This is a genomic window from Gemmatimonadaceae bacterium (assembly GCA_019637445.1).
GTDB lineage: Bacteria > Gemmatimonadota > Gemmatimonadetes > Gemmatimonadales > Gemmatimonadaceae > Pseudogemmatithrix.
Genome location: JAHBVS010000001.1, coordinates 1 through 20544 on the forward strand (window position 1 = coordinate 1; position 20544 = coordinate 20544).

The 20544-nt window shown below is 69.4% G+C and carries 20 protein-coding genes; 1 reads left to right on the forward strand and 19 read right to left on the reverse strand.

The annotated features are described in order from the left end of the window. Positions 1 to 12: 12 nt before the first annotated feature. Positions 13 to 936 carry an IS110 family transposase gene (locus KF709_00005; protein MBX3172772.1) on the forward strand — a complete coding sequence of 308 codons (924 nt, stop codon included), beginning with the start codon at positions 13 to 15 and terminating at the stop codon, positions 934 to 936. 74 nt (positions 937 to 1010) lie between these two features. Here KF709_00005 and KF709_00010 read toward each other — a convergent pair whose 3' ends face one another. The 19 genes from KF709_00010 to KF709_00100 form a co-directional block, all read right to left on the reverse strand. Beyond that, positions 1011 to 2207, reverse strand: a complete 1197-nt coding sequence (locus KF709_00010; protein ID MBX3172773.1) for a phosphoglycerate kinase — start codon at positions 2205 to 2207, stop codon at positions 1011 to 1013. 10 nt (positions 2208 to 2217) lie between these two features. After that, complete coding sequence (gap, locus tag KF709_00015; GenBank protein MBX3172774.1) at positions 2218 to 3231, reverse strand: type I glyceraldehyde-3-phosphate dehydrogenase; 1014 nt, start codon at positions 3229 to 3231, stop codon at positions 2218 to 2220. Positions 3232 to 3288: 57 nt separating this feature from the next. Further along, a complete protein-coding gene (locus tag KF709_00020; protein ID MBX3172775.1) occupies positions 3289 to 4050 on the reverse strand; it encodes a ComF family protein in 762 nt (253 codons plus the stop codon). Beyond that, entirely contained in the window at positions 4029 to 4865 is an 837-nt protein-coding gene (locus tag KF709_00025; GenBank protein ID MBX3172776.1) for a shikimate dehydrogenase, read from the reverse strand. Before KF709_00025 ends, KF709_00020 begins: the two co-directional genes overlap by 22 nt. A gap of 1 nt (position 4866) precedes the next feature. After that, a complete protein-coding gene (locus KF709_00030) occupies positions 4867 to 5337 on the reverse strand; it encodes a low molecular weight protein arginine phosphatase (protein ID MBX3172777.1) in 471 nt (156 codons plus the stop codon). 8 nt (positions 5338 to 5345) lie between these two features. Then, a complete protein-coding gene (locus tag KF709_00035) occupies positions 5346 to 6014 on the reverse strand; it encodes a threonylcarbamoyl-AMP synthase (protein MBX3172778.1) in 669 nt (222 codons plus the stop codon). A gap of 53 nt (positions 6015 to 6067) precedes the next feature. Next, positions 6068 to 6772 (reverse strand): 2-C-methyl-D-erythritol 4-phosphate cytidylyltransferase, encoded by a 705-nt coding sequence (gene ispD / locus KF709_00040; protein ID MBX3172779.1) that lies wholly within the window; start codon positions 6770 to 6772, stop codon positions 6068 to 6070. Next, positions 6769 to 8178: a DNA repair protein RadA gene (gene radA, locus KF709_00045; GenBank protein MBX3172780.1), complete on the reverse strand. Its 1410-nt coding sequence runs from the start codon at positions 8176 to 8178 to the stop codon at positions 6769 to 6771. The genes ispD and radA overlap by 4 nt, the downstream gene beginning before the upstream one ends. A gap of 4 nt (positions 8179 to 8182) precedes the next feature. After that, on the reverse strand, positions 8183 to 9619 hold the full coding sequence (gene dnaB, locus KF709_00050; GenBank protein MBX3172781.1) for a replicative DNA helicase: 1437 nt from the start codon (positions 9617 to 9619) through the stop codon (positions 8183 to 8185). Further along, the gene (locus KF709_00055; protein ID MBX3172782.1) at positions 9582 to 10604 is read right to left on the reverse strand and encodes a hypothetical protein; all 1023 of its coding nucleotides are present in this window, start codon (positions 10602 to 10604) and stop codon (positions 9582 to 9584) included. Before KF709_00055 ends, dnaB begins: the two co-directional genes overlap by 38 nt. Next, on the reverse strand, positions 10601 to 11800 hold the full coding sequence (gene coaBC, locus KF709_00060; GenBank protein ID MBX3172783.1) for a bifunctional phosphopantothenoylcysteine decarboxylase/phosphopantothenate--cysteine ligase CoaBC: 1200 nt from the start codon (positions 11798 to 11800) through the stop codon (positions 10601 to 10603). Before coaBC ends, KF709_00055 begins: the two co-directional genes overlap by 4 nt. Positions 11801 to 11827: 27 nt before the next feature. Next, entirely contained in the window at positions 11828 to 12043 is a 216-nt protein-coding gene (locus tag KF709_00065; GenBank protein MBX3172784.1) for a DNA-directed RNA polymerase subunit omega, read from the reverse strand. A gap of 92 nt (positions 12044 to 12135) precedes the next feature. After that, positions 12136 to 12816: a guanylate kinase gene (gene gmk, locus KF709_00070; protein ID MBX3172785.1), complete on the reverse strand. Its 681-nt coding sequence runs from the start codon at positions 12814 to 12816 to the stop codon at positions 12136 to 12138. Beyond that, positions 12813 to 13697: a YicC family protein gene (locus tag KF709_00075; protein ID MBX3172786.1), complete on the reverse strand. Its 885-nt coding sequence runs from the start codon at positions 13695 to 13697 to the stop codon at positions 12813 to 12815. Before KF709_00075 ends, gmk begins: the two co-directional genes overlap by 4 nt. A 50-nt stretch (positions 13698 to 13747) precedes the next feature. Then, positions 13748 to 15568 carry a hypothetical protein gene (locus KF709_00080; protein MBX3172787.1) on the reverse strand — a complete coding sequence of 607 codons (1821 nt, stop codon included), beginning with the start codon at positions 15566 to 15568 and terminating at the stop codon, positions 13748 to 13750. 29 nt (positions 15569 to 15597) lie between these two features. After that, positions 15598 to 17070: a leucyl aminopeptidase gene (locus KF709_00085; protein MBX3172788.1), complete on the reverse strand. Its 1473-nt coding sequence runs from the start codon at positions 17068 to 17070 to the stop codon at positions 15598 to 15600. Continuing rightward, positions 17070 to 18314: an NADP-dependent isocitrate dehydrogenase gene (icd, locus tag KF709_00090; GenBank protein MBX3172789.1), complete on the reverse strand. Its 1245-nt coding sequence runs from the start codon at positions 18312 to 18314 to the stop codon at positions 17070 to 17072. The genes KF709_00085 and icd overlap by 1 nt, the downstream gene beginning before the upstream one ends. Before the next feature lie 72 nt (positions 18315 to 18386). After that, positions 18387 to 19352: a D-glycerate dehydrogenase gene (locus KF709_00095; protein MBX3172790.1), complete on the reverse strand. Its 966-nt coding sequence runs from the start codon at positions 19350 to 19352 to the stop codon at positions 18387 to 18389. Position 19353: 1 nt separating this feature from the next. Next, positions 19354 to 20520 carry an aminotransferase class V-fold PLP-dependent enzyme gene (locus KF709_00100; GenBank protein ID MBX3172791.1) on the reverse strand — a complete coding sequence of 389 codons (1167 nt, stop codon included), beginning with the start codon at positions 20518 to 20520 and terminating at the stop codon, positions 19354 to 19356. Positions 20521 to 20544: the final 24 nt, after the last annotated feature.

Consider the following 20544-nt stretch of genomic DNA (forward strand, 5'->3'; position numbering starts at 1 on the left):
ACGTATGTCGGGATCGATGTGAGCTCCACGGCGCTCGACGGGGCGACGGACGGCGGCGCGACGTGGGCTGCGGCGAACGACGCGGCGGGCATCGCCGCGACGGTGGCGCGGCTCGCGGCCCTCGGGCCGACGCTGGTCGTGCTCGAGGCGACGGGCGCCTACCACGGGAGCGTGACGAGCGCGCTCGTGGCGGCAGGGCTGCCGGTGGCCGTCGTGAACCCGCGGCAGGTGCGGCGCTTCGCGGAGAGCGTGGGCCAGCTGGCGAAGACGGACCGGCTGGACGCGGCGCTGCTGGCGCGCTTCGCGGCGGCGGTCCGGCCGGAGCCGCGGCCCCTGCCGGATGGGGCGACGCAGGAGCTCGGCGCGCTGGTGCTGCGGCGGCAGCAGCTGGTGGAGATGCTGACGATGGAGCAGAACCGGCTCACCGTGGCGCGGCGCAGCGTGCTCCCGAGCGTGAAGCAGACGATCCGCGCGCTCCGGCGGGCGCTCGATGCGCTGGAGGACGAGACGGACCGCTGGATCCAGGACTCGCCGGCGTGGCGGGCGAAGGAGGACCTGCTGCGCACGGTGCCGGGCATCGGGCCGCAGACGGCGCGGCTGCTCATCGCGCGGCTCGGCGAGCTGGGCGCGCTCTCGGGGAAGGAGATCGCCGCGCTCGTCGGCGTCGCGCCCTTCGCGCAGGAGTCGGGGCGCTGGCGCGGCCAGCGGCGCATCCGCGGCGGGCGTGCGGACGTGCGCACCGGGCTGTACATGGCGGCGCTGACCGCCGCGCACAAGAACCCGGTGCTCAGCGCCCACTACCAGCGGCTGGTCGCCGCCGGCAAGCCGAAGAAGGTCGCGCTCACCGCCTGCCTCCGGCACCTGCTCGTCATCGTCAACGCCATGGTCAGAACGAACACGCGGTGGCAGGCGTCCGTGACGCCCACCACCGCTTGAACTTCAACACAGCCACTCTGTGCCTCTGTGGCAAAGCCGTTGAGACTTGTCCTAGCGCCGAATGCCAAACGGCACTACCGAGTGTCGAGCGCCGCCACGCCGGGTAGGACCTTGCCCTCAAGGAATTCCAGCGACGCCCCGCCGCCGGTGCTCACGTGCGACATCGAAGAGGCCAGGCCGGCCGCTTCAACCGCGGCCGCCGAGTCTCCGCCACCGACAATCGTCGTCGCACCGTTCTTCGTGGCCTCGACCATCGCCTGCGCGATCGCCGAGGTGCCTTTGTCGAAGGGCGGCGTCTCGAACACTCCCATCGGGCCGTTCCAAACAATCGTCTTCGCCGTGAGAATCGCCCGCGTGTAGCTCGCCGCTGAGTCGGGGCCGATGTCGAGCATCGCCTCGTCAGCGGGGATCTCGTCGCGCTTCACGGCGTGCGCCTTCTTGCCCTCGGCGATCGCCGGCGCGACCATCGCGTCGTGCGGCAGCGTGAGGCGGAAGCCCGCGCGCTCCATCAGGTCCGCGGCCATGTCCAGTCGGTCCGGCTCCACCAGCGACTTGCCCGTCTCGAGCTCCATCGCCTTGTAGAAGGTGCAGGCCATCGCGCCGCCGATCAGGATGCCGTCCACCTTCGGCAGCAGCGCCTCGATCACATCGATCTTGCCCGAGATCTTGCTGCCTCCGAGGATCGCGATGAACGGACGCTTCGGCTTGTCGAGCGCGCCGCCGAGGTAGTCGAGTTCCTTCTGCATCAGGAGGCCCGCAACGGCAGGCTTGAGATGCTTGGCCACGCCCTCCGTGCTGGCGTGCGCGCGGTGCGCGGCGCCGAAGGCGTCGTTCACGTAGAGATCGCCGAGCTTCGCGAAGGCTTTCGCCAGCACCTCGTCGTTCTTCTCCTCGCCGGCCTCGTAGCGCGTGTTCTCAAGCAGGCAGACCTCGCCATCCTTGAGCGCGTTCGTCGCCTTCTCCGCCTCCGCACCCACCACGTGCGGCACGAAGCTCACCGGCTGCTTCAGCAGTTCGGCGAGTTTCGGCGCCACCGGTGCGAGCGTGTACTTGGGGTCCGGCTTGCCCTTCGGGCGCCCCAGGTGCGAACAGAGCACCACGCGCGCGCCGGCCTTGGTCAGCGTGAGGATGGTCGGCACGGCCGCGCGGATGCGTGTGTCGTCCGCGACCTGCCCGTCATCCGTGAGCGGGACGTTGAAGTCCACGCGCACGAGCGCGCGCTTCCCCTTGAGCTCGGCGCCCTTGAGGTCCTTGATCGTCTTCGTCGTCATGGCCCGCGCCTTAGAGGCTCTTGCCGACGAGCTCGATGAGATCCACGCAGCGCGAGGAGTAGCCCCACTCGTTGTCGTACCAGCCGGAGAGCTTCACCAGCGTGCCGTCGATGACATTCGTGCTCTTGGCGTCGAGCACCACCGAGTGCGGGTTGCCGATGTAGTCACAGCTCACCAACTCCTCCTCGGAGTAGCCGACGATGCCCTTGAGCGCGCCCTCTGCGGCGGCCTTGAAGGCGGCGTTCACCTCGGCGATCGAGGTCGCCTTCTCGACCTCCACCGTGAGCTCGGTGATGGACACGTCCGGCGTGGGGACGCGGATTGAGGTGCCGTCGATCTTGCCCTTCACCTCGGGGATCACCAGCGCCGTGGCCTTGGCGGCACCCGTCGACGTGGGAATCATCGAGATCGCGGCCGCGCGGGCGCGGCGCAGGTCCTTGTGCGGCAGGTCCAGGATGTTCTGGTCGTTGGTGTAGCTGTGGATGGTCACCATCGAGGCGTGCTTCATGCCCAACGCGTCACGGACGACCTTCACCATCGGGGCCACGCAGTTGGTCGTGCAGCTGGCATTCGAGATGACGAAGTGCTTGGCCGCGTCGTACTTGTCGGAGTTCACGCCGAGCACCACGGTGATGTCCTCGCCCGTGGCGGGCGCGGAGATGATGACCTTCTTCGCGCCACCGGCCATGTGCTTCTTGGCGTCGTCGGCCTTGGTGAAGCGCCCCGTGCTCTCCAGCACGATGTCGGCGCCCAGGTCCTTCCACGGCAGCAGCGCCGGATCCTTCTCCTTCAAGACCTTGATCTTGTCACCGTTGATGGTGATCGACTCCGCGTCGTACGACACCGTGCCACTGAACTTGCCGTGCACGGAATCGTAGGTGAACAGGTGCGCCAGGGTCTTGGTGTCGGTGAGATCGTTCACCGCGACGATGTCGAAGTTGGCCTTGCGCTCCATCGCGGCGCGCACGACCTGGCGCCCGATGCGCCCGAACCCATTGATACCGACACGAAGCTTCTTGGCCATAACCCGTGATCCTCGGGGAGAGTTTGATTGTCTTGATCGGCGAGTGAAGCCCTGGCACTACAGCCGGTCCGCGGACGCTCCGCTGCGGGCCCGGCCGAAGGTCAGGTAACTGAGGGTACGCGCGCCCGCCTCGAACAGGACGGTAGCGCAGGCGTTGAGGGTGGCACCGGTTGTGAGCACGTCGTCAACCAACACGAGATGCCGGCCGCGGATGCGCTCCTCGGCGCCTGCCCCGAGCGAGAACGCGCGGTGAACGTTCGCCAACCGCTCCCCGGGAGTCAATCGCGTTTGGCTGGGCGTGTCCCGCGTGCGGAGCAGGACGTCATCCCAGTGCGGCAGCGCCCAGCGCCGCGCCACGGCGGCGGCGATGGCGTCCGCCTGGTTGTAGCCGCGGGCGCGCCGCTTCTCGCGGGCCAGCGGCACAGCGATCAACGCGGAGCGTTCGGCGACCACGTCGGGCGGGAACTCCAGCCGCGCCAGTCGCTCGCCCATCGCCTCCGCGACGGCGTACCAGCCGTAGTACTTGAGCGCCGAGAGGATGCGGCTGCTGGTGTCGTGCGGCACCCAACACCACGAGCGCGCACTGCGGATGAACGGCGGCAACAGGGCGCAGCCGGGACAGTCGCCGCGCGCCGCGCGCGGATGGCCGCAGCGATCACACTGCGGGTGGCGCAGGCGGGGCGCCCGGGCCCAACAGCGGCCACAGACGATGCCGAGGTCCGCGTCGTCGAGCGCCGCCTCGCAGGCAGCGCAGACGCGGGGATAGACCAGTTGTGCGAGCGCGCCGAGCGCTCGGCCTAACCGATTACGCTCTCCCACATCGCCTCGCGATCGGGCACGAGGCCGAACCAGCGCTCGAACGAGAGCGCGCCCTGCTCCAGCAGCATCCCCAACCCATCGTGCGCGCGCAGGCCGCGGGACCGGCAGGCTTGCACCCAGGGCGTCCGCTGCCGGCGATACACGAGGTCCAGCACCGCCGCGCCATTCTCCAGCGCCTCGGGGACGACAGGCAGGGCGTCATCGTGCAGGCCGACGGGCGTGGCATTCACCACCAACGTGGCGCCGCGCACCGCATCCTCGACGCTCGGCACGACCTCGGCCGTCGCCGCGTAGCGTGCGGCGAGCTTTTTCGCGCGCGCTGCCGTGCGGGCGTGGATGCGCACTCGCGCGCCAGGCCAGGCGGACACGGCCTCGCACACCGCCGCCGCCGCGCCGCCGGCGCCGAGCAACGCAACCGTCTGACCCGTCGGCGAGGGGAGCAGGTCCAGGGCATGGGCCGGAAGGTGCGCCAGCACACGTCGCGCGGCGGCATCGAATCCTCCCACATCGGTGTTCTCTCCGTGCAGCTGGCCCGCGCTGTCGCACCAGAAGCAGTTCACCGCCCCGACGCGCTTGGCCACATCCCAGATGATGTCGCAGTGGGAATGGAACGCTTCCTTGTGCGGCACAGTGACGTTGCCCAGCAAGCGTTCGGCGCGTATGCGGGCGATCATCGCCGGGAGATCGGCAGGGGCCACGTCAACGGCTTCGTAGGTCGCGTCGATGCCCGCGGCCTGCAGCGCGGCGGCCTGGAATACCGGCGAGAGCGAGTGCGCGACCGGATGCCCGATGACGACGAGGCGCTCGGCCTCCACCCTAGCTCCCGGCCGGGCCGCGCTCGGCGGCCACACGGTCCAGCACCCGCTCGATGATCGCCGTCAGTTCGGTGAAGGTCGCGCGGTACACGTCGAGGTCACCGCCGAAGGGGTCGGCCACCGGCCCTGCCTGCGCCCCGTGCGAGGCGAAGTCCGTGATGAGATGCGCCTTTCCCTCAGCGCCGAGTGCCGCGACGCGCTCGAGGTGGTGCGGGCCCATCGCAAGCACCAGGTCCGTCGCCGCGAGAATCTCGCGCGAGAGCACGCGGGCGCGGTGGCCGTTGAGGTCGAGGCCCTGCTCCATCGCCACCAGCAGCGAGGCGTCTGAGGCCGGCGCGCCTTCCCAGGCCGAGGTGCCGGCGCTGGAGACGCGCAGGTCATCGAGCCCGCGCGACTCCGCCAGCCGCTGAGCGATGACCTCGGCCATCGGCGAGCGGCAGGTGTTGCCCGTGCACACGAAGAGCAGGTGCATACCGAAAGCTACCGATCCCCAACGAGATCGGGGACACTCTCGCGCAGCACGGCGGCCGGGATCGCGCCCGGCCGGATGACCCGCGGAAGGCGTCCGGTGCAGTCGACCACAGTACTGGGAGTATCGGTCGGTAGCTGTCCGCCGTCGAGCAGCAGCACCTCGCCGCTCGACACCTGCGGGCCGAAGGCCTGGATCACCTCGCGCGCGGAGGTCGCGGCCGGCTGGCCGGGCCTGTTTGCTGACGTGCTCGTGATGGGGTCGCCGAGCGAGGCGATGAGGCGCTGCATGCCCGGATGCGGTGTCCAGCGCACGGCCACGCCGCCCTCGGGGCCACGCAGCCGGTCAGGGATGCGTCGCTCGCCACCTGGCAGCACCAGAGTCAGCGGACCAGGCCAGTGCCGCGCAGCGAGCATCGAGGCCGGCTGCGTGAGATGCAGGCCGATGCGCTTCAGCATCGGCGTGTCGGAGATCAGCAGCAGGAAGGGCTTCGCGGGCGGGCGGCGCTTGAGTTCGACGAGTCGCGCGACGGCCTCGTCGTTGATCATCGTGCCGAAGCCGTAGAGCGTCTCGGTGGGGTACGCGAGCACCTTGTTGGACTGCAGGTGCTCGAGCGTGCGCCGCAGCGCGGCCTCGACCTCCTCGGGCGACCAGAACGGGAGGCCGCGGGTCTCAGGCATGGGCGCAGGCTACCGTGGACGCCGACCAACCTGCACGCGGCCGCGCGAGCAGCTCAGGTCTCATCGCGCCACGCGGCTAGGGCCTCTGCCCGAGCGAAGTCGCCGGCCTCGGTGACCTTGAGCGCGCGTTCGGAGCCCTGCACCACGTGCACCGGAATCCCGAGCCGCTCGCAGAGCGCCGCATCGTCCGTGGCCTCGGCGTGCCAGCCGCCGGCCTTGGCCTCGCGATGCGCGCGCTCGATCAACTCACGCGGGAATCCCTGCGGCGTCTGCGCGCGCCAGAGTCCCGCGCGGCTCACGGTCTCGGCGATACTGCCATCGCCATTCACACGCTTGAGTGTGTCGACGACGGGCAACGCGGCGACGGCGCCGTGCCCTTTCCGTGCCTCGGCAATCACGCGGCCGATCATCGCCTCGTCCACTAGCGGACGCGCAGCATCGTGGATCAAGACGGTCTTGCACTCCGCGTGCAGGTCCTCGAGCCCGTTGGCCACGGACTCCGCGCGTGTGCGGCCGCCCACCGAGATGAGCATCCGGTCCACGTCGCATTGGAAGATCCATGGCGGCGGATCACCGGCGTACTGCTTGGGCAGCACGCAGACGACCATCGCGACGTCTGCCACGGCCTGGAAGGTCTGCAGCGAATGCAGCAGCATCGGCTTGCCGGCGACCCATCGCAGTTGCTTAAGCTCGCTGCCACCGACGCGACTGCCCGTCCCGCCCGCGACGATGACCACCCCGACGTCGCGCGCGCTCATCGGAACAGCGCCCGGAACAGCGCGACGAGATCGGGCACGGCCTCGACCTTCATCTGCTTCGGCGCGCGCTTGGGCACCGAGCGCTCACTCACGAAGGCGCGGCGCATGCCCATCTTCTCGGCCTCGAGCAGGCGTCGCTCGGCCTGCGAGATGCCGCGAATCTCGCCGCCCAGCCCGACCTCGCCGAGGAAGATGGCGTCGCCGGGCAGCGGCTTGTCGTAGAAGCTGCTCGCTAGCGCCGCGGCGACCGCGAGATCGCCCGCCGGCTCCTGCACGCGCACACCGCCGACCACGTTGATGAACACGTCGAGTTGCGCGAAGGAGAGGCCCGCGCGCTTGTCGAGCACGGCGAGCAGCAGCGCGAGACGTCGCGCATCGTAGCCCGTGCTCACGCGCTGCGGCGTGCCGAAACCCGCCTTGGCGGCCAAGCCCTGGATCTCCAGCAGCATCGGCCGCGAGCCTTCCATCAAGCAGGTGACCGCCGAGCCTGACGCCGGCGACTCGGCGCGCTCGCCGAGAAAGAGCGCCGAAGGGTTCTCGACGGCTTCAAGTCCCTGAACCGTCATCCGGAAGACGCCGATCTCGTCCACACTGCCGAAGCGATTCTTCGTGGCGCGCAGCACGCGGTGGTCCGCCGAGCCCTCGCCTTCGAAGTACAGCACCGTGTCCACGATGTGTTCGAGCGTCTTCGGGCCGGCGATGCCGCCGCCCTTGGTCACGTGACCCACGACGAACACCGCCGTGCCGGTCTCCTTGGCGAAGCGCATTAGCCGTGCCGCGCACTCGCGCACCTGGCCCACGTTGCCCGGCGCGCCTTCGAGATCGCCGGTGAAGACCGTTTGGATGGAGTCCACGATCATCACCGTGGGCCGCGCGCTCGCGGCCGTGGCGAGGATGGTCTCGAGGTTCGTCTCGCCCATCAGCGCGACATCGCCGGCGCTCTTGTCCAAGCGGTCGGCGCGCAGCTTGACCTGCAGCGGTGATTCCTCGCCGCTCACGTAGAGCGCGCGATGCCCGGCGGCCTCGAGCCGCGCCGCGACCTGCAGCAGGATGGTGCTCTTGCCGATGCCCGGCTCGCCGCCGACCAGGACCATCGCGCCGGGCACCACGCCACCGCCGAGCACGAAATCAAACTCGGCGATGCCGGTGGCCAGCCGATGCTCCTCGGTCCCCACGACCTCGCGGAGACGCGGCGTCTCGACGACCTGGCCGCCCTCACCGAAGGCCTTTGCGCCGCCGAGTCGGCGCTGCGCGCCCGCCCCCTTTGAGGCGGCGGACAGCTTCGGCGCGACGGGCTCCTCGGCGAGCGTGTTCCACTCGCCGCAGGTGTCGCAGCGGCCTTGCCACTTGAGGGACTCAGCGCCGCACTCGGTGCAGCGGTAGACGGACTTGGCCTTTACCGCCACGGCCCTATTGCTCCGGCTGCCGGCTGGTCCAGTTCTCGAAGCGCGTGTGCTGCTTGCGGTAGTGCAGCCGGATGTGCCCCGTGGGCCCGTTACGCTGCTTGCCGACGATCACCTCGGCGTAACCGTCGAGCGGGATGTCCGTCGTGCCGGTCACCATGCGCGGATTGCCCTGGTCGTCATAGGGACGCTCGTTCATCTCGGGACGATAGATGAACAGCACGACGTCGGCGTCCTGTTCGATGGCGCCGGAGTCGCGAAGGTCGGACAGCTGCGGCCGCTTGCCCTCAGCACCGCGTTGCTCAGAGGCACGCGAGAGCTGCGAGAGCGCCAGCACCGGGATCTCCAATTCCTTGGCCAACGCCTTTAACGACCGGGAGATGGCCGAGACTTCCTGCTGGCGGCTCTCGGAGTTCGGCGGACCGGACACGAGCTGCAGGTAGTCGACGATGAGCAGCTTGATGTCCGCCTGCGTCTTGAGCCGGCGTGCGCGCGAGCGCAGTTCCAGCACCGAGAGGCCCGGCGTGTCGTCAATCCAAATGGGCGCCTGGCCCAAGAGGGCCGCCGCCTTGGCGAGGTTCGAGGCGTCCTGCGCGGTCAGCGCACCAGACCGCAGGCGTTGAGCATCCACATAGCCCTCCGAGGCCAGCATACGCAGCAGGAGGGATTGAGTACTCATTTCCAGCGAGAAGATCGCCGTCGGGACATTGCTCTCGATGGCGGCAAATTGCGCGACGTTGAGCACGAAGGCCGTCTTTCCCATCGACGGACGCGCCGCGACGATGACCAAGTCCGAGGGCTGGAAGCCCAGCGTCATCTTGTCGAGGTCCACGAAGCCCGACGGCACGCCCGTCAGGTTGCCGCCCGCCGTGCGCAGCACCTCGATGCGTTCCATCGCTGACCAGAGCAGCGACTTGATGCGGATGAAGCCTTCGTTGCCGCGGCTGTCGTTGAGCTCGAGGATCTTGTGCTCGGCCAGGTCCAGCAGCTCGGCCACATCGGCGGGCGACTCGTGCCCTTCCCGCACCAGCGAGGTGGCGGTCTCGATCAGCCGCCGCCGCAGCGCCTTGTCGCGCACGATGCGGCAGTGGTGCTCGATGTTGGCTGCGGTGGGGATCTCGTCGTAGAGCGGTCCGATGTACTCCTTGCCGCCGGCCGCGGCGAGGTCGCCGCGCTGCTCGAGTTCATTCGTGAGCGTGAGCGGATCCACCACCGCACCGGCGTTGTGGATCGCGGCCATCGCCCGGAACAGCCGGCGATGCCCCTCACGGTAGAACATGTCCTCGGTGACGAGCTCCATCGCGGTGACGATGGCGTCACCGGAGAGCATCATCGCCGCCAATACCGCGCGCTCGGCATCCTCCGACCACGGGGGCCGGCGGTCGGCGAACGCATCAGGCGGGCCCTTACGGGCGATCGAAAATTCGACGGGCGAGCTGGACATCTTCCCAGGCAGGGCGCTTCCAGTTGGGGTTCCGCAGCAGCGCGGCGGGGTGGTACGTCGCCACGAGCGGGATGCCGTGGTACCGATGCTCCAGGCCGCGGAGCTTGCCGACGGGGGAATCTGTCTCCAAGAGCGTCTGCGCGGCAAATGTGCCCAATGCCAGAATCACCTTGGGTTGCAGCAACTCCAACTGCCGCAACAGGAAGGGCCGGCAGGCCACGATCTCCGCCGGTGACGGATTGCGATTTCCCGGCGGCCGATGCTTGAGGACATTGCAGATGAAGACGTCCTCGCGCTTGAAGCCGATGGCACCGAGGATCTTGGTGAGCAGGTCGCCGCTCTTGCCGACGAACGGGCGGCCGAGTTCGTCTTCGGTCTGGCCAGGCGCTTCGCCCACAACCACGAAACGCGCCTGCGGATTGCCCTCGCCGGGCACGTGGTTGGTGGCGGACTTGGCAAGCTCACAGGCACCGCAGGCCGCGATTGCAGCGGCGACCGCATCGAGATCGCCGAGGTGATCCAGGCCTGAGGGCTTGGCGTCGGCGCCCACGACCAGCGGCTTGCCGGTGGCTGAGGGCGCGCGTGTGCCGTCGCCCGCGGGGGGCTCGGCCTCGCCGGGCTTCGGCGGCGGCACCTTGAGGTCTGCGGGCGGCTCGGCGGACCGTTCGGGCGTAGCCGGCTTTTGCGATGGCGTGTCCGCGTCCACCGCGCGCAGGGCCTCCCGCCAATCCCCACTGGCCGCCGCGGCCTCGGCCGTCCGACGCATCTCGGAGTCGGGACGCACGGGGGCGGCACGCTCCGCACTGCGACTCGTGCTAGCGGCGCTGGAGTCGCGGCCGCCGGCGCCGCGGGCCGGTGCCGGCGCCCCGCGCGTCAGCACCTTGAGCGCCTCCTCGACACTCAGCGAGTCGAGCACAAACTCACTCTCGCCCAGTTCCCGCCGCTGCTCGAGATACTGCCGCAGCCGCTCGTGCGAATCGCTCACAGCCTCGCCTCGATGCGGTCGAGGATGGCATCCGCGACGTCGCGCTTGGACATCAGCGGCAAGGCATCGCTCGCGCCGTCATCGCCGACGATCGTCACGCGGTTGGTGTCGTAGCCGAACCCCGCACCGGCCTCGCGCGCCGAGTTGGCGACAATCAGCTGCAGGCCCTTCGCGGCGAGCTTCTTCGCCGCGTTCTCCATCAGGTCGTCCGTCTCGAGCGCAAAGCCAACCGCGAGCATTCCCTTCTTACGCTGCTTGGCCGTGGACTTGAGGATGTCGGGCGTCTCCTGCATCTCCACGGTGGGCGCCTTGCCGGTCTTCTTGATCTTTGCGCTGGCGACCTGCGCGGGCCGGAAGTCGGCGGGGGCGGCGGCCATCACCAAGACATCCGCATCCGTGATTTCCTTGGCCACGGCGTCCGCCATCTCCTGCGTGCTCTCGACCGGCGTGGCGCAGAGGCCATCGGGCACTGGAACGCTGAGTGGGCCGTGCACGAGCACGACTTCCGCGCCGCGTCGCCAGGCCGCCTCTGCCAGGGCGACACCCATCTTGCCGGTGCTGTGGTTCGAGAGGTAGCGCACGGGATCGAGCGCCTCGCGCGTCGGACCGGCCGTGACGATGACGCGTTTCCCTCGCAGCTTGCCGGGCGCCTCCAGCAGCCGCGCGGCGTGCTGCACGATGGTCTCGGGTTCCTGCATCCTGCCCTGCCCCGCGCCTTCGTCGGGCGAGGCGAGCGGCCCCACCCCGGGCTCAAGCAGCACGCGGCCCTGCGTGCGCAACGTCTGGCAGTTCTGCTGCACCGAGGCATTGGCCCACATCCGGTCGTTCATCGCCGGAGCGATGAGCACCGGGCAGTCGGCGGCCAGCAGCGTGGCGGAGAGCAGTTCATCGGCGTGCCCGTGCGCGGCGCGCGCCAGGAAGTCGGCGGTGGCCGGCGCGACGATGACGAGTTCGGCCTCGCGAGCCAGCCGGATGTGATCGAGGGCGTGCCCGTCACCGATCAACACGGTGTGGACGGGACGCCCTGTGAGCGCCTCAAAGGTGACGCTACCGATGAACTCGCGGGCCGAGCGGGTGAGGATCACGTCCACCTGCGCCCCGGCCTGGGTCAGCTGTCGGGCGAGCCACGCCGACTTGTAACTGGCAATCCCCCCGGTGACGCCGAGGAGGATGCGGCGGCCGTCGAAGGGGCGCATGCCCGCGCTCCGGCGCGCGCTCGGCGCTTACGCGCCCTTGGCGCGACGGCGCGGCACCACGCGGTACTCGATATCTCCGCCAGAGAGATCCTCGAGCGCGCGGGTGGAGAGCTTCTTCTCACCGGACTTCGAGCGGTCGCGCGGGAACTCGTTCAGCACGCGCGCATACTTCGCCGCGACCAGCACCGCGAGGTACTTGTTCGTGGCGTGCTCGGTGATGTCCTTGGGCGTGAATACCTGCATTGGGCTGCCTCTGGAGGATGGAACGGTAAACGGTGAAAGGTAAACGGGTTACGCGGCGAAAGGCAGGGGTCGGCTGGGCCGGCCCAGGCCGCTCAAGCCGCCCCGCTGCTCCCCGCCGCCCCGTTCGCTCCGGCGTGGTTTCGAAGCTCCCCCAACAAACGGCCCACCACGGCATCCACCTGCCGCCCGAGCGCCGGCAACCGCTCCCGCTTGGTCTCCTCCTCGTCGATGATGGCGCTGACCCGCGCCACGGCCTCGTCGAGGCTGTCGTTCACCACCACGTGCTGGTAGCGCTCGGCCTCGGCCAGCTCCATCTGGGCATTCCGGAGCCGCAGGGCCATTGCCTCGGCGCTCTCTGTCTTACGCCCTGTAAGACGCGACACGAGGGCCTCGGCCGAGGGTGGCAGCACGAAGATGGTCAGCGCATCCGGGAAGCGCTGCACGACCTGCCGCGCACCCTGCACGTCGATGTCGAGCATCACGTGGCGACCGGTGGCCATCACCCGCTCGATCTCGCGGTTCAGCGTGCCGTAGCGCCGCCCGTGCACCTCGGCCCACTCCGCGAACTCGCCGTTCGCGACGGCGGCCTCGAAGGCCTCGGCGCTCAGGAAGTGGTAGTCCACACCATCCGACTCGCCCGTGCGCGGCGCCCGGGTCGTGCAGGAGATGGAGTAGCCGACGTCCTCGCGACGCCCCAGCAGGATCCGCGCGATGGTCGTCTTGCCCGCCCCCGACGGCGCCGAGAGCACGATGGGAAACGGCGTGCGGCTCACTCGACGTTCTCGACCTGCTCGCGGATGCGCTCCAGCTCTTCCTTGATGGACACCACGTCCTGCAGCATCGCCGCGTCGTTGGCCTTGCTGCCGGTGGTGTTCGCCTCGCGCAGCAGTTCCTGAAGCAGGAAGCCGAGCCGCTTCCCCACCCCTTCAGGGCTGCGCGAGCGCAGCGCCTCCCGGAAGGCGGCGATGTGGCTGCCGAAACGGTCGAGCTCCTCGCCGACGTCGAGGCGATCGGCGAGGATGGCCACTTCCTGCGCCAGCCGCTGCGGATCCACGGCAACGCCGGCAGCGAGCTTCTCGACATTCTCACGCAGCCGTTGGTGCTGCTCGGTCAGGCGCGCGGGCGCCCGCGCCGCGATGCGCGCCACCGCCGACTCGACGATGCCGATGCGTTCGCCGATCACGTCGGCCAGCCGAGCGCCCTCTGCCGAGCGCATCTCCTCGAGCGCCTGCGCCGCCTGCGCGACCACGGCGAGCAACTCCTCAACCGTCGCTGTGTCCAGCGCGCCGTCTTCCTCGCGCTGCATCCGCAGGACATCCGGCATTCGCAGCACGGTGCCGACGTCCACGTCACCGCCGAGGCCGTGCTCCGTCTGCAGGGCCTTCAGCACGGCAGCGGCTTCGGCGAATCGCGTCGCATCGATGACCGCGCCCGGCTTGTCGTCGTAGGCGATGCGCGCCGACACGGTCACGTGGCCGCGCACCACCCGCTGGCGTAGCAGCTCTCGCACGTCGCCTTCCCAGCGCGAGAGCACCGAGGGCAGCTTGAGACTCGGATTGAAGAAGCGGTGGTTGACGGAGCGCAGCTCGATGCTGACGCGCACGCCGCCCACCGGCCCCTCGGCCGAGCCGAACCCCGTCATGCTTCGGATCATATGCGCGATAACTAGTGGCGACCGGGTCCGCTGGGCAAGCGGCGCGGCGCTCAGTTCCAGAACTGCCAGCGGATGCCGTACATCTGGACCAAGCGCGGCATCAGGTAGCCCGGCACGGTCTCGTAGACCTTGCCCGTGAAGTTGCGGTTGTACCAGAAGACGTGGGCGTCCTTGATGCGGATGTCGAGCAGCGTGCCGATGGCGCTGGCACCCTTGGCGCGCATCACGCCGCCGCTGCCGTCGGGCGCGAGATAGTCGTTCTGGTAGTCATGCGTCGCCGCGAACGTGAGATTGAAGTCAGCCCGCGGCAGCTGCTTGCGCAATGCGGTCTCGATGCGGAGCTCTGCGTGCGACTCCAGGCTCGAGCGATACAGCGCTTCCTCGCTGCCCCAGGAGATCGCGGACCAACGCAGCGAGAGTGGTCCGATAAGCGGGCCGTGGAGACCAACCTCGATGCCTGATGCGGCGGCCAGCACGGTCGGAACGTAGGCCGTGTCGAACGCCGCGAGGCCGAGCACGCGCGCTTCCCCTCGCTGCACAGCTCCGACCGTGAGCCAGCGATCGGCGACGACGAACCCGAGCTGGGCGCGCGTCGTCAAGCGCGCCGGCCCCTCGGCGGCCTCGTCCTGCGGTGAGTACTGCGATGCCGAGGCACCGAGGTGCAGCCACCGCAGCAACTGGAGACGAGCGGAGGCGTCAAAACGCGTGGTAGAGTCCGGTCCGCCCGACTCGGCGAACAACGCAGCCGCCGCGCGCGGAACGCTCCACGAGGCGCGCAGCGCCGGCGCAACGCGCGTCTCCCCCGCTTGTGCGCGCAGTCGCGCCGTGCCGGAGAGGCGCAATGCACCCTGCGTGTAGCCGAGCGTGGCAATCCATTGGGACTGCGACACCACCGAGTCCGCGTCGGCTGCAGTGGCCACGCGCGCGGCCGAGTCGTCTTCCACGTACTGCAGTGTGGCCGCGGTCAGCGTGCCCCAGACGCCCGTGGAATCGGCGTTGCGGTACGCCGCACGTACGTAGGCCGCCACGTCGCGCCCGCGGAAACGCCCAATCGCGTCGTTCACTGGCGAGGCGGCGGTGATGAATCGTCGCGTGTCCGCGCGATTGCGCGCGAGGCGCAGCGCGGTCGCGTCCACGCTCCAACTCGCCCGCGCGAAGCCGATGCGCGCGAAGGCACCCAGCGCATCGCCATTGCCGCCGGTGTTGAAGTTCGTCGTGGAGTACTGCTGCGCCGCAAGCTGCAGGCCGAGCCCGGCCTGGAGCCGCTTGCCGTAGAAGCCGCGATACAGATTGCTGTTCTCCGACCCCGTGAGCACGTCCGTGCGGGTGTCCGCTGTCGTGCGCTCGACGCGCCAGGAGCGAAGGTGCACGCGCAGCTCACCCGCCACGCGCTCTGCGACCACGTCCTCCATCGGCCAGATGGCGATGGTGGAGAGATCGATGCTGCCGCCTGCGCGCGGATCCAGCACGTCCCACTCGACGCCGTCGACGTAGACGCGGACTCGTCCTGGCTGGCCGTACCAGTGCGCCGCCGTCGGCACGTTGATGAAGCCCGCTGCGCCGACGCGAAGGCCCGGAACCGTGGCCAACAGTTCGGCGAGCGTCAGTGCACCGCTGGCGAACATCGCGCGGCGGTCCCAGTGCACGCGCGCCCCATCGAACTCCGGCTGCCGCGGCCGCTCGGCCACGGCGAACGGCGCCTTGGTCGTGTCCTTCGGCGTGGAGTCGGCCGCGGCCGGAAGCGGAACGGCGGGTCGGCGCAGCGTGTCAGGGGCCGGTGGCGCCGTATCCGTGCGAACGGGCGCGGGTGCCGGCGGCGGTTCGCGTCGCGGCGCGGGCTGCTGTGCAACGAGCAGGGCCGGCGTGCCCAACAGGGCGACGCCGGCCAGGAGCCAGTGCCTCAGCGCGCTCTCCCGCGCACGAACTCGACGAACGTGCGCACCGGTGTGCCGGTGGGGCCCTTGGGCATCACCGTGAGGTCCGTCTCCGAATACGCCGTGCCCGCCACGTCCAAATGCACCCACGGCATGCCCTCGGCGAAATGCGCGAGGAAGCAGCCCGCCGTGATGGTGCCGGCGGCGCGCCCCCCGATGTTGCGCAGGTCGGCGACGTCCGACTTGAGCAGCTCCTTGTACTCGTCGAAGAGCGGGAGTTGCCACGAGGCCTCGTTGCCGCGCTTGCCGGCGGCGAGGACCTCGTCCACCACGGACTGGTCGTTGCCCATCACGCCGACGGTGGTGTTGCCCAGCGCAATGACCACCGCGCCGGTGAGGGTCGCGGCGTCGATAACCGCCTGTGGCTTGAAGCGCTTGGCGTAGTGCAGCACGTCGGCGAGCACGAGCCGCCCTTCGGCGTCCGTGTTCTGGATCTCGATGCTGGTACCGTCGCCCGCGCGCACGACGTCGCCGGGACGGATGGCATCGCCGTCGACGACGTTGGTCGTGGAGCCGACGAGTGCCACGACGTTCGCCTTCGGCTTGAGCCGCGCAATGGCTTCCATCGCGCCGATCACGCCGGCGGCACCGGACATATCGAACTTCATCAGTTCCATACCGGGCGCGGGCTTGATGCTCACGCCACCCGTGTCGAAGCAGAGGCCCTTGCCGACCAAGGCCACAGGCGCGTCCCCGCGACGACCGCCCTTGTACTCGAGCACGATGAGCTTTGGATCCTGCGTGGTGCCCTGCGCCACGGCCAGGAACGAACCCATCTTGAGCCGCTTCATCTCGGCGCGGCCGAGCACCTTCACGCCCAGCTTGTGGCGCTTGGCCATGTCGCGGGCCGTGCGGGCGAGAAAGTCGGGCGTGCAGATGTTGCCCGGCAGCATCGCCAGGCGACGCGCGAGCCGCTGGCCCTCAGCGATGGCAACGCCTGCCGCCAACGGCGCCTTCGTGGCCGCCAAGTTCTCCACGTGGATCGTCGCCGCCGAGAGCGGCTTCTTCTTGCGCGGAGCCGGCGTCTTCGAGTGCAGCTCGCGGAACTCCCAACTGCCCTGCGAGATGCCGATGACGACGCCCTCGAGGCGCTCGCCCTGCAGGTCCTCGGCCCACAGCGACATCTTGCCGACGTTCAGGCCGTTCGCCTTGCGGCCGGCCAGCGTGGCGGCGCGCGCGAGCCCCCGCGTGTCGCCAACAGCGGCGCCCACGAGCAGCACGCGCTGCGGACCGTTGCCATCGTTCAGCAGAAGCAGCGATTCATCCTTGGCGCCGGAGAAGTCACCGCGTCGCAGCGCAAGGGAGAGCGCGCCATCGAGTGACTTGTCGAGCGGCCGCAGCGCCGCTGGCAACGGCGCGTCCTGTGCGAGCAGGATGGCCAGCAACGGCGTTGCCCCGCGCGAGGGATCACCGCGCTTCGCGGAAAACGCGACGGACATCAGGCCATCCCCTTGATGATGGCATCGCCAAAGCCCGAGGTGCTCACCTCGGTGGCGCCCTGCATCTGCCGCGCCAGGTCATACGTGACCGTCTTCGCGGCGATGGCCTTCTCGAGGCCGTTGATGATCAGCTTGCCGGCCTCGTCCCAGCCCATCTGCTCGAGCATCATCACGCCCGAGAGGATCACGCTGCCCGGGTTGATCTTGTCGAGCCCGGCGTACTTGGGCGCCGTGCCGTGCGTGGCCTCGAACACCGCGGCCTCATCGCCAACGTTGCCGCCCGGCGCGATGCCGAGCCCGCCCACCTCGGCGGCCAGCGCGTCGGAGATGTAGTCGCCGTTGAGGTTTGGCGTGGCGACCACCGAATACTCGTCCGGGCGCAGCAGGATCTGTTGGAACATCGAGTCGGCGATGCGGTCCTTGAGGATGACGGCATCGGCGCGCGCCTTTCCGCCGGCGGTGCTCAGGTCAGACTCCGCCACCACCTGCCCGGCGAACTTCTCGCGCGCGAGCTCGTAACCCCAGTCGCGGAAGGCGCCTTCGGTGAACTTCATGATGTTGCCCTTGTGCATCATCGTCACCGACGGGCGGTGCGTGCGAAGGGCGTAGCGGATGGCCATCTCGATAAGGCGCTTGGAGCCGAACGCCGACATCGGCTTGATGCCGATCGCGGATTCCGGCCGCACCTTCTTGCCGAACTCCTTCTCGAGGAAGTCCCGGAGCTTCGTCGCCTCCGGCGTGCCGGCCTTGAACTCGATACCGCTGTAGACGTCCTCGATGTTCTCGCGGAAGATGACCATGTTCACCTTCTGCGGTTCCTTCACCGGCGCACCCACGCCCTGGAAGTACCGCACCGGGCGGATGCAGGCGTAGAGGTCGAGCTCCTGCCGCAACGCGACGTTCAGCGAGCGGATGCCGCCACCCACCGGCGTCGTCAGCGGACCCTTGATGGCGATCTTGAACTCGCGCACGGCCTCCAACGATTCCGCGGGCATCCATTCGCCCGCCGTGTTGAAGGCCTTCTCGCCGGCGAGGATCTCCATCCAGTGGATCTTGCGCTTGCCAGCGTAGGCACGCTCCACGGCCGCGTCGAACACGCGCACGCTCGCCCGCCAGATGTCGGGGCCGGTGCCATCGCCCTCAATGAACGGGATGATCGGCTGGTCGGGCACCTTGAACGTGCCGCCGGAGGCTTCGATGCGCTCACCCTTGGAGGGGACGGTGGCGTGCTTGTACGTGGCCATGTGTTGGGAGGCGAAGTATGAGTTGCCAAAAGCTAGGAGAGGGGACGCTGGACGAGCAAGCGAACTTGACCGCTACGCGACGCGGTCGCTCGGCGCGGCTCCATCAAAGAACGCGCTGAGATTGGCCAGCGCGCGTAGGCCCATCGCGTCGCGGGTCTCGCGCGTGGCGCTGCCAAGGTGCGGCAGCAGAACGACGTCCTCGCGTCCGAGCAGTCCGGGATGCACGTGGGGTTCGCGCTCGTATACGTCGAGCCCGGCGCCGGCGATGGTGCCGGCATTCAAGGCAGCCACCAGCGCCGCCTCGTCCACGACGTCGCCGCGCGCCGGGTTGATCAGCACCGCGTGGTGCGGCATCAGGGCCAAGGCCGCAGCGTCGATCAAGTGCCGCGTGTCAGGGGTTGCCGGACAGTGCAGCGAGAGGACGTCGACCTGCGGAAGGAGCTCCGCGAGCGAGGGGACAAGAGTCACGCTGTCGGAGGTGGCCGGCGCAGTCGCCCCGCGCCGCGTCGTGGCCAGGACGCGCATCCCAAACCCGTCCCGCGCGCGTTGTGCCACGGCGCGCCCGATACGGCCCAGTCCGACAATCCCGAGTGTCTTCCCACTGAGTCGCGCGCCGAGCAGATGCGTCGGTCGCCAACCGCTCCATCGTCCCGCGCGCAGTTCGCGCTCGCCTTCCCCGGCCCGTCGTAGGACAGCCAGCATCAAGAGCAGCGCCAGGTCGGCGGTGTCGTCGGTGAGCACGTCCGGCGTGTTGGTCACCAGCACGCCGGCTTCGCGCGCAGCCGCGAGGTCGATGTGATTCACGCCCACGCCGAAGTTCGCCACGACGCGCGCACGGCGGCCTGCCTGCGCGAAACACTCGGCGCCCACGCGGTCCGTCACCGTGCAGAGCACCGCGTCCGCCTCGCGGAAGGCACGCGCCAGTTCCTCCGCGGTGAGCGGGCGATCGTCGGCCAACTGTCGTCGCTCGAAGCGCGCATCGATGGCCGCTTCGACCGCCGCAGGAAGTCGACGCGTCACCCACACCACGGGCCGCACCTCAGGCCGACTCGCGATACCAGCGCTGCGCCGCGGCGACGCCCGCGCCGAGCGGCACCGCGATGCCGGCGTCGTGCATCGCCAACTCGGCCAGCGCAAGCGCACCCAGCAACATCCCTTCGTTGCAGTCGCCCAGATGGCCGATGCGGAACACCTTCCCGTTCAGGCGGCCGAGGCCGGAGCCCAGCGCCATGTCCCAGCGCGAGTAGGCGCGGTCGATCACCTGCCGCGCATCCTTGCCCTCGGGCACGACAATCGCCGTCACCGTGTTCGAGCGGCGCTCTGGATCGCGCGCGCAGATGCGCAGCTCCCAGGCTGCCACGGCGCGCCGCACGCCCTCCCCGAGTCGCGCGTGCCGCGCGTGGATCGCCGGCAGGCCCTCTTCGGCCATCATGTCCAGCGCCTCGCGTAGCCCAAAGAGGTGCGCCAGCGGCGGCGTGTACGGGAAATAGCCCTGGTCGTTGTGCAACACCTGCGGCCGCAGGTCGAAGTAGTGCCGCGCGAAGCCTGCCGACTCGATGCGCTCCATGGCCCGCGGCGACAGCGAGACCATACCCAGCCCTGCGGGCATCATGAACCCCTTCTGGGAGCCCGTGATTGCCACATCCACGCCCCAGGCATCCTGCTGGAACTCGAGCGAACCGATGGAGCTCACGCCATCCACCAGCAGCAGGGCCGGATGCTTGGCCGCATCCATCGCCTCGCGCAGGCCGGCGATGTCGTTGGTCACGCCCGTCGCGGTCTCGTTGTGCACGACGAGCACGGCCTTGTACGTGTGCGCCGCGTCGGCCTCCAAGCGCTCGCCGATCGCCGACGGGTCGAAGGCCTCACCCCACTCGAGGTCCATCACGTCCACCTTGAGCCCGAGCTTCTCCGCCGTGTCGATGAACAGGTGCGAGAACTGTCCCAACCGCACGGCCAGCACGCGGTCACCGGGAGACAGCGTGTTCGTGATGGCCGCTTCCCACATCCCCGTGCCCGTGGCGGCGAAGAGGAAGGGCCGTCCTTCGACGGTGCCGAACACCGGCTTGATGTCGTGCAGCAGTCCGGCGGTCAGGTCTGGGAACGCGCTCGACCGGTGGTCTTCCTGCGCGCGGTGCATCGCCCGCAACACGCGGTCGGGGACGTTCGAAGGTCCGGGGACGAAGAGGTGGTGACGACCAGGCATCTGAGGGTAGGGGTACGGGTCGGA